This window comes from Thermomonas brevis (assembly GCF_014395425.1).
Classification (GTDB): domain Bacteria; phylum Pseudomonadota; class Gammaproteobacteria; order Xanthomonadales; family Xanthomonadaceae; genus Thermomonas; species Thermomonas brevis.
This window is the reverse complement of the sequence record NZ_CP060711.1, coordinates 816,201-832,139: the sequence shown is the minus strand read 5'-3', so window position 1 is coordinate 832,139 and position 15,939 is coordinate 816,201. Positions and strand designations below refer to the sequence as shown.

At 69.1% G+C, this 15,939-nt stretch carries 17 protein-coding genes and 1 pseudogene; 5 read left to right on the top strand and 13 right to left on the bottom strand.

Going from position 1 to position 15,939, the window contains the following annotated elements:
* Window positions 1-51: 51 nt before the first annotated feature.
* From H9L17_RS03835 to dapE, 3 genes are read left to right on the top strand one after another with little or no spacing between them, the layout of a single operon-like run.
* Window positions 52-1,941, top strand: coding sequence for a CocE/NonD family hydrolase (locus H9L17_RS03835; RefSeq protein WP_187571039.1), 1,890 nt, complete (start codon window positions 52-54; stop codon window positions 1,939-1,941).
* A gap of 1 nt (window position 1,942) precedes the next feature.
* Complete coding sequence (locus H9L17_RS03830; RefSeq protein WP_187571038.1) at window positions 1,943-2,302, top strand: Spx/MgsR family RNA polymerase-binding regulatory protein; 360 nt, start codon at window positions 1,943-1,945, stop codon at window positions 2,300-2,302.
* A 1-nt stretch (window position 2,303) separates the two neighbouring features.
* Complete coding sequence (dapE, locus tag H9L17_RS03825; RefSeq protein ID WP_187571037.1) at window positions 2,304-3,437, top strand: succinyl-diaminopimelate desuccinylase; 1,134 nt, start codon at window positions 2,304-2,306, stop codon at window positions 3,435-3,437.
* An 11-nt stretch (window positions 3,438-3,448) separates the two neighbouring features.
* On the opposite strand, the gene H9L17_RS03820 is transcribed toward dapE, so the two are convergent.
* The 3 genes from H9L17_RS03820 to H9L17_RS03810 form a co-directional block, all read right to left on the bottom strand.
* Window positions 3,449-3,742 carry a HigA family addiction module antitoxin gene (locus tag H9L17_RS03820; RefSeq protein WP_187571036.1) on the bottom strand — a complete coding sequence of 98 codons (294 nt, stop codon included), beginning with the start codon at window positions 3,740-3,742 and terminating at the stop codon, window positions 3,449-3,451.
* On the bottom strand, window positions 3,742-4,020 hold the full coding sequence (locus tag H9L17_RS03815; protein WP_187571035.1) for a type II toxin-antitoxin system RelE/ParE family toxin: 279 nt from the start codon (window positions 4,018-4,020) through the stop codon (window positions 3,742-3,744). Before H9L17_RS03815 ends, H9L17_RS03820 begins: the two co-directional genes overlap by 1 nt.
* A gap of 142 nt (window positions 4,021-4,162) precedes the next feature.
* Complete coding sequence (locus tag H9L17_RS03810; protein ID WP_187571034.1) at window positions 4,163-4,399, bottom strand: helix-turn-helix domain-containing protein; 237 nt, start codon at window positions 4,397-4,399, stop codon at window positions 4,163-4,165.
* Window positions 4,400-4,487: 88 nt separating this feature from the next.
* Here H9L17_RS03810 and H9L17_RS03805 point away from each other — a divergent pair, with 88 nt between their 5' ends.
* Together H9L17_RS03805 and asnB are read left to right on the top strand one after the other, a co-directional pair.
* Window positions 4,488-5,084 (top strand): hypothetical protein, encoded by a 597-nt coding sequence (locus H9L17_RS03805; RefSeq protein ID WP_187571033.1) that lies wholly within the window; start codon window positions 4,488-4,490, stop codon window positions 5,082-5,084.
* A gap of 288 nt (window positions 5,085-5,372) precedes the next feature.
* A pseudogene (asnB, locus tag H9L17_RS03800) lies at window positions 5,373-7,072 on the top strand (asparagine synthase B).
* Between the two features lies 1 nt (window position 7,073).
* Here the strand turns inward: asnB and H9L17_RS03795 are convergent.
* The 10 genes from H9L17_RS03795 to ccoO all read right to left on the bottom strand — a co-directional run bounded on the left by H9L17_RS03795 (window position 7,074) and on the right by ccoO (window position 15,931).
* Window positions 7,074-8,378: a diguanylate cyclase gene (locus tag H9L17_RS03795; protein WP_187571032.1), complete on the bottom strand. Its 1,305-nt coding sequence runs from the start codon at window positions 8,376-8,378 to the stop codon at window positions 7,074-7,076.
* Window positions 8,379-8,488: 110 nt separating this feature from the next.
* The gene (locus tag H9L17_RS03790; protein WP_187571031.1) at window positions 8,489-9,214 is read right to left on the bottom strand and encodes a sulfite exporter TauE/SafE family protein; all 726 of its coding nucleotides are present in this window, start codon (window positions 9,212-9,214) and stop codon (window positions 8,489-8,491) included.
* Entirely contained in the window at window positions 9,204-9,407 is a 204-nt protein-coding gene (gene ccoS / locus H9L17_RS03785) for a cbb3-type cytochrome oxidase assembly protein CcoS (RefSeq protein WP_187571030.1), read from the bottom strand. Before ccoS ends, H9L17_RS03790 begins: the two co-directional genes overlap by 11 nt.
* Window positions 9,404-11,776, bottom strand: a complete 2,373-nt coding sequence (locus tag H9L17_RS03780; protein WP_187571029.1) for a heavy metal translocating P-type ATPase — start codon at window positions 11,774-11,776, stop codon at window positions 9,404-9,406. Before H9L17_RS03780 ends, ccoS begins: the two co-directional genes overlap by 4 nt.
* A gap of 4 nt (window positions 11,777-11,780) precedes the next feature.
* Complete coding sequence (locus H9L17_RS03775; protein ID WP_187571028.1) at window positions 11,781-12,296, bottom strand: FixH family protein; 516 nt, start codon at window positions 12,294-12,296, stop codon at window positions 11,781-11,783.
* Between the two features lie 55 nt (window positions 12,297-12,351).
* Entirely contained in the window at window positions 12,352-13,902 is a 1,551-nt protein-coding gene (locus tag H9L17_RS03770) for a 4Fe-4S dicluster domain-containing protein (protein WP_187571027.1), read from the bottom strand.
* A gap of 7 nt (window positions 13,903-13,909) precedes the next feature.
* Complete coding sequence (locus tag H9L17_RS03765; RefSeq protein ID WP_187571026.1) at window positions 13,910-14,203, bottom strand: hypothetical protein; 294 nt, start codon at window positions 14,201-14,203, stop codon at window positions 13,910-13,912.
* Entirely contained in the window at window positions 14,200-15,135 is a 936-nt protein-coding gene (ccoP, locus tag H9L17_RS03760) for a cytochrome-c oxidase, cbb3-type subunit III (protein ID WP_187571025.1), read from the bottom strand. Before ccoP ends, H9L17_RS03765 begins: the two co-directional genes overlap by 4 nt.
* Complete coding sequence (locus H9L17_RS03755; protein WP_187571024.1) at window positions 15,132-15,314, bottom strand: cbb3-type cytochrome oxidase subunit 3; 183 nt, start codon at window positions 15,312-15,314, stop codon at window positions 15,132-15,134. The genes ccoP and H9L17_RS03755 overlap by 4 nt, the downstream gene beginning before the upstream one ends.
* Before the next feature lie 2 nt (window positions 15,315-15,316).
* Window positions 15,317-15,931, bottom strand: a complete 615-nt coding sequence (gene ccoO, locus H9L17_RS03750) for a cytochrome-c oxidase, cbb3-type subunit II (RefSeq protein WP_187571023.1) — start codon at window positions 15,929-15,931, stop codon at window positions 15,317-15,319.
* Window positions 15,932-15,939: the final 8 nt, after the last annotated feature.

Sequence of the window (15,939 nt, the reverse complement as noted above, 5' to 3'; positions counted from 1 at the left end):
AGACAGTTGTGCATGTCCGGTTGAGAGCTTTCAGGATCGAGGAGTTGCGCCATGAAAACGCCGTTGCTCACTACCTTGCTGGTTGCCGCGCTGGCCGCCGCATCCGCCAATTCCGCCCAGGATCTTTCGCGCTACAGCGACGACGGATTGCGCGCGGAGCTGGCGTCGATCGCCGATGCCGACACCGCGCTGCTGGTGCCGATGCGCGATGGCGTCGGCCTGTCCACCAACATCTGGCGGCCCAAGGGCGCCAGCGGCCCGTTGCCGACCATCCTGTGGAAAACGCCGTACAACGAGCACGTCCTGCGCGGCACCACCGCGCGCTTCGCCGCCGAGGCGGTGCGCAATGGCTATGCCTTCATCGTGCAGAACGAGCGCGGCCGCTACTTCAGCCAAGGCAAGTACGAAATCCTCGGCTACCCGCAGACCGACGGCTACGACACGCTGAGCTGGATCGCCAAGCAGCCGTGGTCGAACGGCAAGGTCGGCACGCTGGGCTGCTCCTCGTCGGCCGAGTGGCAGCTGGCGCTGGCGGCGATGAACCACCCCGCGCACGCGGCGATGGTGCCGATGGCGGCGGGCGCGGGCATCGGCAAGGTCGGGCCGTTCTGGGAGCAGGGCAACTTCTTCACCGGCGGCGTGCCGCGCACGCTGTTCGCGATCTGGATGTACGGCGTCGACAACCCGATGCGCGCGGAGTTGCCGCAGGACTTGAACGGGCCGATGCGCGCGCGGATCGCGCGGTACAATGACCTCGATGCGAAGAAGCCCGAGGTCGAGTGGAAGAAGCACATCTGGCATCTGCCCTACGCCAGCCTGCTGTCCTCGCTGGGCGAACCGCCGGCCACGTTCGAGTCGATGATCGCGCGCGGCCCCGGCGATGTGGCATGGAAGAACGGCGGCCTATACGACGATTCGATGGGCTGGGGCGTGCCGGCGCTGTGGTTCAACAGTTGGTACGACGTGTCCATCGGCCCGAACATGGCGCTCTACAACCACGCCAGCAGCGTCGACAGCGACCGCGAAGCCAGCGCCAACCAGTACGTGGTGGTGGGGCCGAACCCGCACTGCCAGTTCGCACGGCTGGGCAAGGACTACAAGGTCGGCGACCGCGCGATGGGCGATGCCAGCTTCCCGGTCGACCAGCAGATCTTCGCGTTCTTCGATCGCTGGCTGAAGAACCAGCCCAAGGCGTTCCCGGCGACCACGCCGCACGTGCGCTACTTCACGATGGGCGCGAACCGCTGGCAGTCCGACGCGCAGTGGCCGCCGAAAGCCGCGCAGCCGGTGCGCATGTACCTGCGCTCGAACGGCAATGCCAATTCGATGTACGGCGACGGCGTGCTGTCGTTCGAGGCGCCGCGCGGCGACGAGCCGAAGGACAGCTACCGCTACGATCCGGCCAACCCGGTGCAGACCATCGGCGGCGGCGACTGCTGCAACGGCGGCGTGGTGATTCCGGGCGCGTTCGACCAGCGCCCGATCGAGTCGCGCCACGACGTGCTGGTCTATACCAGCGAGCCGTTGAAGGAAGCGATGGAGGTCACCGGCTTCGTCGATGCGGTACTGAAAATTTCATCCAGCGCGCGCGACACCGATTTCGCGGTCAAGCTTGTCGATGTGGATACCGACGGCACCGCCTGGATCATTGGCGACACCATGCTGCGCGCACGCTACCGCGACAGCTACGTCAAACCGGAAGTGATGCAGCCGGGCACGATCTATACGCTCAAACCCACGCCGATCACCACCTCGATCCAGTTCGGCAAGGGCCACCGCATCCGCGTGGAAATCACCAGTTCCAACTTCCCCAAGTTTGCCCGCAACCTCAACACCGGCGGGCCGAACGAAACCGAAAGCGAGGCGGTGGTGGCGGACAATGCCGTGCATCATTCGCTGGATGCCGCCAGCTACATCGAACTGCCCGTGGTGAAACACTGACATGACCGCAACGCTGTACGGATTGAAGAACTGCGACACCTGCAAGAAGGCGCAGAACTGGCTCAAGCGCTTCGGCGTCGAACATGCGTTCGTCGATTACCGCGACGAACGCCAGTCGCCGGAGACGCTGCTGGCGTGGAAGGATGCGGTGGGCGGTTGGGACGCGCTCATCAACAAGTCCTCGACCACTTGGCGGCAATTGCCGCCGAACCGCAAGGCGCCGGGCAGTGACGCGGAGTGGAAGCTACTGCTCAAGGAATACCCGCAGCTGATCCGGCGGCCGGTGGTGGTGCTGGACGACGGCAGCGTGTCGCAGGGATTTTCCGACAACGGCTTCAAGAAGCTGTTCGGCGTCGGCTGACATGCGGGACGTCCTTGCGCTGGCCTGCGAGCTGATCGCGCGTCCGTCGATCACGCCGGACGATGCCGGCTGCCAGCAGCTGATCGCGCAGCGCCTGCAAGCCGCCGGCTTCGCCATCGAACACTTGCGCTTTGGCGAGGTGGACAACCTCTGGGCCACCCACGGCAACGATGGCCCGCTGCTGGCGCTGCTCGGCCATACCGACGTGGTGCCGCCCGGCCCGCGCGAGGCATGGGCCAGCGATCCGTTTGCGCCGGAAATCCGCGACGGCGTCCTGTACGGACGCGGCGCAGCCGACATGAAGGGCAGCGTCGCCGCCTTCGTGATTGCGCTGGAGCAATTCGTTGCTGCGCATCCCAACCATCCCGGCACGGTCGCTCTGTTGCTGACCTCGGACGAGGAAGGCGACGCCATCGACGGCGTGCGCAAGGTCGCCGACACCTTCCGCGAACGCGGCCAGCGCATCGACTGGTGCGTCACCGGTGAACCTTCGTCGAAGGACACGCTGGGCGACCTGCTCCGCGTGGGCCGTCGCGGCACCCTGTCGGCCACGCTGACGGTGCGCGGCGTGCAGGGCCACGTCGCCTATCCGGACAAGGCGCGCAATCCCATCCATCAGGCCATGCCGGCGCTGGCGGAACTGGCGGCCAAGCGCTGGGACGAAGGCTACGAGAGCTTCCCGCCCACCAGCCTGCAGATCAGCAACATCCACGCCGGCACCGGCGCGAACAACGTCATCCCCGGCGAACTGCAGGCGCTGTTCAACCTGCGCTACAACCCGCACTGGCGCGCGCAGCAATTGGAGGCCGAATGCGAGGCCATCCTGCGCGCGCACGGGCTGGAGTACGCGATCCACTGGCATCGCGGCGGCGAGCCGTTCCACACCCCGGAAGGCGCGCTGCGCCGCGCCGCGCGCGACGTGCTGGCCGGATTCGCCGGCGGCGTGCTGCCCGAGGAAAGCACCGGTGGCGGCACCTCCGACGCCCGTTTCATCGCCCCGCTGGGCGCGCAATGCATCGAGATCGGCCCGGTCAACGCCAGCATCCACAAGGTGGACGAGCACGTGCGCGTGGCCGACCTGGAGCGCCTGCCGGATGTGTATCTGGCGCTGATGGAACGCTTGCTGCTGCGCTGATCCGGCGCAGCTCAGGCAGCGCGCAGCTGAAGCTTGGCGACGCGGCGCAGATCGACGTTCTGGCGAGCCACCCAAAGATCGTGGCTGTCCTGCATCGCAAGCCAGCTCTCCGGGCTGCGTCCGAGCGTCTTGGACAGGCGCAGCGCCATTTCCGGCGTGATGCGGCTGCTGCCATTGAGCACGCGGCTGAGCGTCGATGGTGCAACGTCCAACTTGGTGGCGAGTTCACGGCCGCTGATGCCATTCGGTTCCAGGTACACGCCTGAAATGAATTCGCCTGGATGGGGCGGGTTGTGCATGGGCATCAGTGGTAGTCCTCATAATCAAGCACGAATACGTTGCCATCGGCGAACTCGAAGGTCAGCCGCCAGTTGCCGTTGACCCAGATCGACCAGCGGCCCTTGAGCTCGCCCTTGAGCGGATGCAGCCGAAACCCCTGGATATCCAGATCGCCGATGGCCTGTGCGGTGTCCAAGGCAGCCAGCTGGAAGCGCAGGCGCTTTGCATGGCTTGGCCGGATGCCTGCGGCATTGCCGGAGCGATAGAACCTGGCAAGGCCCTTGTGGCGAAAGGATTTGATCACGGTCAGCCTATCGCGGATGTTGCGTGGTGCGCAACAGCGGTGGGGCGAGCGAATCGCCTGGATACGGACAGGTTGTCGTGAGTGAGGCGAGTTCGGGAATCAGTGCATCTCGCCATTGCGGGGTGGGGATTCCCCGAATCCGTCAGGCCAGCAGTTCCGTCACATCGACGCCCAACGCGGTTGCCAGCCGCTCCAGGCCGTCGATGGAGATGTTGGTGACGCAGCGCTCCAGCTGCGAGACATAGGTGCGGTGGAAGTCCGCCAGTTCCGCCAGTTGTTCCTGGCTCAGTCCGCGCGTGGCGCGCAGGCGCTTGAGGTTGGCCGAGATGCGTTGCCGGGCGGTAGCGGCGGCAGGTCTGGATTTCAGGGCAGGCGTCATGCCCGCGAGAGTTGTGTTCTACCGTTTGACAATCTACAGAAAATAACTCTACTGTTTATACATCTCATAAACGACAGGGAGTGGCGCCATGCGATGCAATCTCATCCTTGCGAGCTTGATCGCGTTCGCCTTGTGCGGCTGTGCCGGCATGGCGGATGGCATGTCCAAGGTGGCGGGCCTTGGGGTGGTGAAGCAGGAAACGTCCACGTTCGACAACGCTGCCGTCGTCACGGCATCTCCCACGTTCCTGTACGGGAAAGGCTGGCCGGGAAACAGAGTGAAGCTTGGTGCGCGTTGGACCAGTGCTTCGCCTGACCGGGTTGCCTTGGTCCTTGCCTACGACTCGAACGTGACCGGCTACGGCGATGCCTACATGAACCTGACGGGCATCGACATCAATATCGATGGAGAGATTTCAAGCCACGCGGCCAATGCGCCGACGGCGCTGGACAGCAGCGGCTACAACAGCGTGTCCAGGACCATCTACACGTCCAGCCGCAATGCGGTTGTCATTCCCTATGCGCTGCTGGAGCGGATGGTGGCCGCCAAGGATTGCCGCATCCGCATCCATACCGGCAAGGGTTACGAGGATGCGCAGTTCTCGGTCGAACGCATTCCGGGCGGGCAGGGGACGGCGATCCTGGCGATCCGGGAGTTCCTGGCCAAAGTGTCGGTAGTCCGATGAGCGAAGGCACGTACTTGCGCCCTTGCGATCCCGCGTGCCATAGTCGGTCCATGCGCTCCTCCTTCGCCAACGCCAACAATCGCAACCGCAATAATCGCGGCACGGACCATCGTGCGCGGCTGCGGGCCCGCGCATAGGCGAAGCAAGAGCAAGCCGGAATCACCCAAAGCCCGCATCGAAAGATGCGGGCTTTTTCGTTGCGCGATGTTTGTACCAATCCCTCCGTAAAAGCCCGGCCATCCCTGGCCGGGGATTCAAGAACCCCTCACCCACCAAGGAATCCCCACCATGTGCTCCATCTTCGGCATCTTCGGGCTGCAGCCCGGCGACGACGTCCAGACCCTGCGGCGCCAGTCGCTGGAACGCTCGCAGCGGCAACGCCACCGCGGGCCGGACTGGAGCGGCGTGTACCTCGACGACGGGGCGATCCTGGTGCACGAACGCCTCGCCATCGTCGATCCGGCCGGCGGTTCGCAGCCGCTGCTGTCGGACGACGGCCAACTGGCGCTGGCGGTCAACGGCGAGATCTACAACCACGTCGCGCTGAAGGGCGAGCTGGCGCGGCCGTACGCGTTCCAGACCGCGTCGGATTGCGAAGTCGTCAACGCGCTCTATCGCGAGGACGAACCGGCGTCGTTCCTCAACCGCCTCAACGGCATCTTCGCGTTCGCGCTGTGGGACAAGGCCAAGAGGCGCGCGATCATCGCCCGCGATCCGATGGGCGTGGTGCCGCTGTACTGGGGCACGATGCGGAAGGACGGCTGCGGGTGGCGTCGGAGATGAAGTCGCTGGCGGACGACTGCGCGGACGTGGCGCAGTTCCCGCCGGGCCACTGGTACGACACGGCGACCGGCGAGCTGACGAAGTACTACGAGCGCCCGTGGCGCGACTACGCCGCGGTGGAGGGCGTCGAGGTGCCGCTCGATGAACTGCGCGAGGCGTTCGAGGCCGCCGTGCACCGCCAGCTGATGACCGACGTGCCCTACGGCGTGCTGCTGTCGGGCGGGCTGGATTCCTCGCTGGTCGCAGCCGTGGCCGCGCGCTATGCGCGCCATCGCATCGAGGACGGCGACAAATCGGAAGCCTGGTGGCCGCGCCTGCACAGCTTCGCCATCGGCCTGAAGGGCTCGCCCGATCTTGCGGCGGCGAAGGTCGCGGCGGACATGCTGGGCACCGTGCACCACGGCTTCGAATACACCTTCGAGGAAGGGCTGGACGCGCTGCCCGAGGTGATCCGCCACATCGAAACCTACGACGTCACCACCATCCGCGCGTCCACGCCGATGTTCCTGCTGGCGCGGCGGATCAAGGCGATGGGCGTGAAGATGGTGCTGTCGGGCGAGGGCAGCGACGAGGTCTTCGGCGGCTATCTCTACTTCCACAAGGCGCCGGACGCGCGCGCGTTCCACGAGGAGCTGGTGCGCAAGCTCGACGCGCTCTACAACTACGATTGCCTGCGCGCCAACAAGGCGATGATGGCCTGGGGCGTGGAGCCGCGCGTGCCGTTCCTGGACCGCGAGTTCCTCGACGTGGCGATGCGCATGGACGCCGCGCACAAGATGGTGAAGAAAGGCAGCGACGGTTCGCAGCGGATGGAGAAGGGCGTGCTGCGCGCAGCGTTCGAGGGCTACCTGCCGCCGGAGATCCTGTGGCGGCAGAAGGAGCAGTTCAGCGACGGCGTCGGCTACGGCTGGATCGACGGGCTGAAGGCGCACGCCGAGGCGCAGGTCAGCGACCGCGTGCTGGCCGCCGCCGACAAGCGCTTCCCGGTGAACCCGCCGCAGACCAAGGAGGGGTACTGGTACCGCCACCTGTTCGAGCAGTTCTACCCGAGCCGCGCCGCCGCGGAGACGGTGCCGGGCGGCAAGTCGATCGCCTGCTCGTCGCCGGCGGCGATCGCCTGGGACGCCGCCTTCGCGTCGATGGCCGATCCGTCGGGCCGCGCGGTGGCCGGCGTGCACAACGACGCCATCGCGGCGGCCGGCTGAGTCAGGCCGCTTCCAGCCCGCGTACCTGGTTGCGGCCGCCGGCCTTGGCCAGGTACAGGTGGCGGTCGGCCTCGCCCAGCAGCTTGTGCAGGGTGTCGAACTGCGGCGAATGCCGGCTGGCGCCGATGCTGATGGTCATGCGCAGCGGGCGGCCGTCGATGTCCAGCTCCAGCGCTTCCACCGCCTGCCGCAGCGTTTCCAGATGGGCGCGGCTGGCGGCGGCGTCGAGGCCGTGGATCAGCACGCAGAACTCCTCGCCGCCGAAGCGCCCGCAGTGGTCCTCGCGGCGGGTGTGCGCGTGCAGGATGTCGGCCATCGCGCGCAGCGCGCGGTCGCCGGCTTCGTGGCCGTAGCTGTCGTTGATGTGCTTGAAGTGGTCGATGTCGATCATCGCCACGGTGAGGTCGCCGCCGCTGCCCTGGGCCACGACCTTCTCGCTCTGTTCGAGGAAGCTGCGGCGGTTGGGCAGGCCGGTGAGGAAGTCGCGGGTGGCGAGGTCCTGCAGGGTGCCGATCAGCTCCAGCTGGTCGATGTTCTGCGAGACGCGGCAGAAGAACTCCTCGCGCGAGAAGGGCTTGCGCAGGAAGTCGTTGGCGCCGTTCTTGAGGAAGCGCGGGATCAGCGAGGCGTCGCTGCTGCCGGACACGCCGATCACCGCCATGCGGTCGCGCGCGCGCAGGTGGCGCAGGCGGCGGGTCAGCTCGATGCCGTCCATGCCCGGCATCTCCTGATCGACGATGACGAGGCGGATGCCCGGATCGGCCTCGACCATGCGCAGCGCCGACTGCCCGTCGGCCACGTGCGAGACCTGATAGCCCTGCAGCGCCAGCAGCGAGGCGATGTAGGAGCGCGCGGACAGCGAATCGTCCACCACCAGCGCGTTGATGCGGCGGTTGCGCTCCAGTCGCTGCACCAGCCAGGCCAGGTAGTCGATGCTGTCCGGCGTGCTCTTCAGCACGTAGTCGATGATCTGCTGCTGCAGCGCGCGCTCGCGCAGCGCGTCGTCGTAGACGCCGCTGACCACGATGGTGGGCAGCCGGCGTTCGACGAAGAAGTCGATGACCGCATCGCGGTCGCCGTCGGCCAGCACCAGCCCGGTCAGCGCCAGGAACCAGTCGGACTCGCGTTCGAGCAGCTCGCGCGCTTCCGCCAGGGTGGTGGCGACGCTGATCGGCAGCTGCGTGCGCTGTTCGATGGCCTCGCGCAGCATCGACGTGTAGGCGCGCGAGTTCTCCAGCAGCAGGATGCGCTGGGGCAGGGCGGCGATCGGTTGTCGGGCGTGGGCCAAGTGGGAACCGGCCGGCATCAGGCGTCTTCCGGTGCTGCGGGAGGTGTTGCCGATGGACGGCAACTCGCGATTATGCAACAGGCGTCCCGCCGGAGTTTGATCTGGGTCACAGAAGCGGCGCGCGCCGTTTACCCCGGCAGGCTGCGGCAGCCCAGCGCCGCCAGCACGCCGTGCATCGCCGGCAGCCGCATCAGCCACGGCGCGGCCAGGGTGAGCAGGCCGGAGGCGATCACCAGCAGGCCGGCGGCGTTGCGGAACGCACCGCGCTGCAGCCGCTGGCCGATGCGCGCGCCGGCCCAGGTCAGCGACACCATCACCGGCAGCGTGCCGAGGCCGAACGCGGCCATGGTCAGCGCGCCGTGCAGCGCGCTGGCGCTCAGCCACGCGGCGGCCAGCAGGGTGGTGGACAGGCCGCAGGGCATCCAGCCCCACAGCATGCCGAGGGCTATGCGTTTGCCGGCGGTGTCGGCGGGCAGCAGGCGGCGCTGCAATGGACGCAGCGCCTGCCACAGCCGGTTGCCCGGGCCGCCGGAGAAGCGCGGCAGGCGGCCCCTGCGGTCCAGCATGCGCAGCCCGGCCACGACCAGCACGATGCCCACCAGCGCGCGCATCGCGATGCCGAGCTGCGGAATGCGGGCGATGCCGAGCAGGCCGCCGCCGAGGCCGCCGACCAGCGCGCCGGCCAGCACGTAACCGCCGACGCGGCCGAGGTTCGGTTGCAGCGCCGCCCACCAACCGCCGCGCGAATGCACGGAGAAGCCGGTTGCTATCCCGCCGCACATCGCCACGCAGTGCGCGCCGCCGAGCAGCCCGGTCAGCAGCGCCGCGCCGAGGACGAGCAGGTCAACCGGCATCGGGCTCGTCGGCCGGCGCTTCCGGCTTCACCGCCGGCCGGGTTGCCTCATGCGTGTCGTCGTCGCGCAGGATGTCCAGCGCCGGCGTGTCCAGGTCCTCGAACTGGCCGTGCCGCACCGCCCATGCGAACAGCAGCGCGGCCGCGCCGATCATCACCAGGCTGATGGGAATCAGGAACAGCAGGATGTTCATCGTCTCGGAACCCGGGTGAGCCGCAGCGCGTTGGCGGTGACCGCCAGCGAGGACAATGCCATGCCCAGCGCCGCCAGCCACGGCGTGACCACGCCGGCGGCGGCCAGCGGCAGGGCGAGCAGGTTGTAGCCGACCGCCCAGGCCAGGTTCTGGCGGACGATGCGGCGGGTGCGGCGGGCGATGTCGATGGCGGCCGGCACGTTGCCCAGCGAGCTGCCGGACAGCACCAGATCGGCGGCGCGCTGGGCCAGCGCCGCGCCGTCGCCGATGGCGAGAGACACGTCGGCGCCGGCCAGCACCGGCGCATCGTTGAGGCCGTCGCCGACCATCGCCACCACGCGGCCTTCGTCCTGCAATGCGCGCACCCGCGCCAGTTTGTCTTCCGGCGACTGCCGCGCGTGCGCATCGTCGATGCCGACCGCTTCGGCGAAGCGCGCCACCGGCGCGGCGGCGTCGCCGCTGGCGAGGTGCAGCGCCAGTCCCTGCTCGCGCAGGCGCGCGACCGCGCGGGCGGCGTCCGGGCGTTCGCGCTCGGCGAAGGCGAAGCGCGCGCGCGCGCCGGCATCATTGCCCAGCCAGACCGCGCCGTCGTCGGGCTCGAAGGTGGCGAACGGCGCGGTGCCGATCCGCCAGCGGCGGCCATCGACCGTGCCTTCCACGCCCTGTCCGGCCACCGCGCGCAGGTGGCCGGCGGCGGGCACGTCCGATACCTGCGCGAAGGCGGCGGCCAGCGGATGGCTGCTGTCGCGCTCCAGCGCGGCGGCGATGCGCAGCGCCGTGTCGGCGTCGATGCCGGCGCAGGCGTCCACGCCCTGCAGGTGCGGCTTGCCGTCGCCGAGGGTGCCGGTCTTGTCGAACACCACGTCGGTGGCGCGCGCCAGCCGGTCCAGCGCGTCCGGGCGCACCGACAGCACCCCGATCTTCGCCAGTGCGCCGTGGGCGGCGGCCAGTGCGGCGGGCACCGCCAGCGACAGTGCGCAGGGGCAGCTGATGACCAGCAGCGCCAGCGTCACCTCGAACGCGCGCGCAGGCTCATGGGCGCGCCACCAGAAATAGACCACGGTTGCCGCCAGCAGCAGGCCGGCCACGAACCAGCCGGCGATGCGCTCCGCGCCGCGCGCCAATGCGGGGCGGTGCGCCTGCGCGGTTTCCACCAGCCGCGCCAGTTCGGCGAGGCGGGTACCGGCGCCGATTTCGGTGACGCGCATCCTTGCGGCGTGTTCGCGGCAGGCGGTGCCGGCGTACACCGGATCGCCCGCGCGCTTGGCGACCGGCGTGGATTCGCCGGTGAGCAGGGATTCCTCGAAGCGGGCGTCGTCGTCCAGCAGCACGCCGTCGGCCGGCACCGGCTCGCCGACCGCGACGCGCACGATGTCGTCCACGGCCAGCGCATCGACCGGCACCGATTCGCGGCCGCCGTCGGCCAGTTCGCGGGTGGCGAACGCGGGCCGCGCGCGCGCCAGCGCATCGACCTGCGCGCTGGCGATCCCGCGCGCGCGCTGCTCCAGCTGGCGCGCGACCAGCAGCAGGAACACGAACATCACCGCCGCATCAAACCAGACGTGGACGCCGCCGCGCACCGTTTCCAGCGTGCTGGCCGCCCACGCCAGCAGCGTCGAGCCGGCGATCAGCACGTCCATGCCCAATCGCCGCCCGCGCAGTTCGTTCCACGCGCCGACGAGGAACGGCCAGCCGGCCCAGAACACCACCGGCGTGGACACCATGAAGGTGATCCAGCGGAAGAAGTCGCGGGTGGGCAGCGGCATTTCGCCGCGGGTGTCGAGATACAGCGCTTCGGCGAACATCATCGCCTGCATCGCGCCGATGCCGGCCAGGCCGATGCGCAGCAGATCGCGGTTGCGTTCGCTGCGGCGGGCGCGTTCGCGCGCTTCGCCGGTGGCGAGGTAAGGCCGGTAGCCGAGCGAGGCCAGCCGCGCCAGCGGCTTCGACAGCGCGGTGCGTGCCGGGTCCCAGGCGATGCGGATGCGCCCGGTGATGGCGTTGGCGGTGGAGTCCAGCACGCCGGGTTCGCGCGCCAGCGCGCGGTCGATCAGCCAGGCGCAGGCGGCGCAGCGCATGCCGTCGGTGAGCACGGTGATCTCGCGCCCGCCTTCGACGTCGCGGGCGTGGCCGGCCAGCAGTTCCTCGCGGTCCCAGGCCGCCAGCGCCGGCGCGTCGGCGTCCACGCGGCCGGCCGGCGCGCTGCGCAGGCGGTAGTAGTCGTCGAGGTGCGCGTCGAGGATCCAGCGCGCGGCGGCGGCGCAGCCTTCGCAGCAGAACGCGCGCGCGGCGCCATCGACGTCGGCGCGCACCGGCGGCTGCGGCAGCGGTTCGCCGCAGTGGTGGCAGGCCCCGGCCACGGCGTCCACCGCGTCAGGGTTGCGCGTCGTCGCCCACCGCCGGACGCAGCTGGGCGGCGAGCTGGCCGCGCGGCATCCGCCCGCGCAGGCGCCAGGCGTCGCCGCCGGCGGGCTCCAGCTGGAGCAGCCAGTCGTGGTCGGTGGCGGGCTTGGCGTCGGCGCGCCAGCCGGTGTCGGTGGCGGCCAGCTCCAGCGCCACGTCCTGCTCGGCGCGGGTGGGGTGGTGCAGCTTCAGCCGGAGCGTGGCCGCGCGGTCGAAGTCGCCGCTCACCGGCAGCACTTCGACGAAGCCGTGTTCGTCGTCGATCCGCGCGATCGCGCCCAGCTTGCGCTGCGCCGCCTGCGCGTCCGGGCCGAGGTCGGCCTGTTGCACCTGGCCGGTGCGCTGCACCTCGTCCGGCACCGAGTCGATGGCGTCGCCGTTGCCGGCCACCTTGAGCATGATCGCGCTGCCGACCACCACGGCGCCGACCAGCGCCACCATCAGCCAGACGATGGGTTGCCGCCAGGGCGACGATTCGCGTTCCATTCCGTATCTCCTGAAGGCGCCTGCCACCGGTCCGCCGCGGCGGACCGATGCAGGATTACATGGGGCCGAAGAACGTGCTGTCGACGCGCGCCTTGGCGCTGCCGTCGTCGGCCTCGACCACGAACACCAGCGCGTGCCGGCCCTGCACGCCGTCGGGCGCGCCGATCTCGATCGCCTGCGACACCACCGCGCCGGCCGGCACCTTCACCTCCAGCGGCGCGTCCTTCAGCGACAGCGGCGCGCCGTCGGCCGGTTCGATGCGCACGCGGTAGCTGCGGTCGGCGTCGGTCTTGTTGACCAGCTTCAGCGTGTAGCCGTTGGCGATGCGATCGCCCTGCTGCTGGTACAGCGCGTTGCGGTCGCGCAGCACGTCGGCGATCAGCGGGCTGCGGTTGAACACGCCCCAGGTCCAGCCGGCCACCAGCGCGGTCAGCAGCGCGGCGTAAACGAAGATGCGCGGGCGCAATACCTGGACCTGCTGCCCGTCCAGCGCGTGCTGGGTGGTGTAGCGGATCAGGCCGTGCGGCATGCCCATCTTGTCCATCACCTCGTCGCAGGCGTCGATGCAGGCGCCGCAGGCGATGCACTCGTACTGCAGGCCGTTGCGGATGTCGATGCCGACCGGGCAGACCTGCACGCACATCGTGCAGTCGATGCAGTCGCCGAGTTCCTCCTGCTGGAACTTCGGCAGCGGCGCGGCCTCGGCGCCGATGTCGCCCAGCATCACCGTGCCGCCCGCCTGCAGCCGCGCCTGCGCGGCGCTGGGGTGGCGGCTGGCGCGGAACACGTAGTCGTAGGCGGCGCGCACGTCGAGCAGGCCGCGCGCGCGCTCCAGCACGCTGGGCAGGCCGCGCTTGCGCGGGCCGCGCGGCTCGCCGCGCATCGGGTCGTAGGCGATGATCAGGGTGTCGCGGTCGAACATCGCGCTCTGGAAGCGCGCGTACGGGCACATGTACTTGCACACCTGCTCGCGCAGGATGCCGGCGTTGCCCCAGGTGGCGAGCGCGTAGAACAGCACCCAGAAGGTTTCCCAGCCGTTCCAGTCGAACGGCACCAGGCGCGCGCCGAGGCTGGCGATGGGGGTGAAGAAGCCGACGAAGGTGAAGCCTGTCCACAGCGCGAACGCCAGCCACAGCAGGTGCTTGGCGCCCTTGCGCAGCAGCTTCTCGCGGTTCCATGGGCCGGCGTCCAGCTTCATCCGCTTCTGGCGGTCGCCTTCGGTCCAGCGCTCCATCCACAGGAAGCATTCCGTCCACACCGTCTGCGGGCAGGCGTAGCCGCACCACAGCCGCCCGGCCATGGCGGTGGTGAAGAACAGGGTGAAGGCCAGGATCATCAGCAGCATCGCCAGCAGGCTGAAGTCCTGCGGCCAGAAGGTCAGGCCGAACACGTGGAACTTGCGCGCCGGCAGGTCGAACAGCACCGCCTGGCGGCCGTCCCACTTCAGCCACGGGAACAGGTAGTACATGCCCAGCAGCCAGAACACCGCCAGCTTGCGCAGGCGGTCGAAGCGCCCGGACACGTCGCGCGGATAGACCTTCCGCTCGCTCACATAGACGGAATCGCCGCCGGAATCCAGCAGGTCGATGTCGATGCGTTTGTTCACTGCCGTGTTACCTGGTCTTGGGTCCGTTGAAGCGGCTGGAGGGCCGCAGCAGGATCCAGGTGAAAAGGCTGGACGACGCCGTCGCCAGCCAGAAGGTGAAGAAGCCGATGCTGTAGCCCAGCCCGCGCGTGATCGACAGGTGCGAGAAGGTCAGGTCGCGCAGTTCCAGCGGATCGATGAAGGCGAAGAACACCATCGTCGCCACCCCGGCCGCGAAGAAGCTGGGCCACAGGATGGCCCCGATCCGCTGCGCCATCGGGCGCGGCGGATGGTCGAACTCCGGGGTTGTGAAATCGGTCATTGCTGGGCAGGGGCGCCTGGCTTGGCCTGGTGGGAGAGCGACCAGACGTAGGCCGCGACCAGGCGTGAACGGGTATCGCCGAGGATTTTACCCCACGCCGGCATCACCCCGTGACGGCCGTTGCCGATGGTCTCGCGCAGCGCCTCGCGGCTGTCGCCGTACAGCCAGTAGCCGTCGGTCAAATCCGGCGCGCCGACCTTCGGGTCGCCCTTGCCGTCCTTGCCGTGGCAGGCCACGCACACGCCCTCGTACAGCGTCTTGCCGCGCGCCGCCGCGTAATCGCTGCGGTTGCCGCCGTCCGCCTCGCCGAGCTGGTGCACGTAGGCGATCACGTAGTCCACCGCGTCCGGGCCGCCCATGCCTTCCAGCACCTTGCCCCACGGCGGCATCACGCCGTCGCGGCCGTCCTGCACGGTGTGCAGGATCTGCTCGGGCGCGCCGCCCCAGTGCCAGATGTCGTCGGTCAGGTTGGGGTAGCCGATCGCGCCCTTCGCCGACGAGCCGTGGCAGGTGGCGCAGGTGTTGGCGAAGATCGACTTGCCCAGCTTGACCGCCTGCGGGTCGCGCGCCAGCGCGTCGATGGCCTGGCCCTTGAACGGGGCGAAGGTCTTTTCCAGCTGCGCGTTCGCCACCGCCGCCTCGCGGTCGTGCTCGGCCTGCGAGCTCCACTTGCCGAAGCCGGCGTAGGTGCCGAAGCCGCCGTACCAGAACAGGTAGCCGAAGGCGAACGCGATGGCGATGTAGAAGCCGTTGATCCACCAGCGCGGCATCGGCTTGTTGTACTCGGTGATGTCGCCGTCCCAGTAGTGGCTGGTGTCCTCCGGCTTGGGATCGCCGGGGCGGCGCTTGGCCGTCCACCACAGTAGCCAGGTGATGCCCAGCAGGTTGAACAGCACCAGCGCGATGACGTACCAGTTCCATGCGGTGGTCATGCGTTCGTCCTCGCGTTGTTGGCGTCGTCGCCGTTGAGGGCCTCGCCGGCCGGCACGCCGTCGTCCACCGCCAGCCGCGCGGCGGCCTCGAAGCCGCTGCGCAGGCGCGGCTGCCACGCCCAAACCCACAGGCCGACGAACAGCAGCAACAGCACCGTAGTCACGATTCCGGAAATCATCGTCAGTTCCCCCGCGGCGCGTGCTTGCCCAGCCCTTGCAGGTAGGCCACCAGCGCGTCCAGTTCGGTCTTGCCGTCGACGGCGGCGGGCGCGCCCGCGATGTCGGCGTCGGTGTAGGGATCGCCCAGGCGCTGGATCGCGCGCATGTGCGACTGCACGGTGGCGCCGTCCAGCTTGTTCTTCGCCAGCCACGGGAAGGCGGGCATGTTCGACTCCGGCACCACGTCGCGCGGGTTCAGCAGGTGCACGCGGTGCCAGTCGTCGGAGTAGCGGCCGCCGACGCGGGCCAGATCAGGACCGGTGCGCTTGCTGCCCCACTGGAACGGACGGTCGTAGACCGATTCGCCGGCCAGCGAGTAGTGGCCGTAGCGCTCGGTCTCGAAGCGCAGCGTGCGCACCATCTGCGAGTGGCAGTTGTAGCAGCCCTCGCGGACGTAGACGTCGCGGCCGGCCAGCTCCAGCGCCGGGTAGGGCTTGACGCCCGGCAGCGGCTTGATCGCCTCGGCCTGGAACATCAGCGGGACGATCTCGGCCAGGCCGCCGATGGAGACGGCCACGGCCACCAGCACGGCCAGCAGGCCGATGTTCTTCTCGAGCTTCTCGTGTGCGATACCCATGGTTTCGT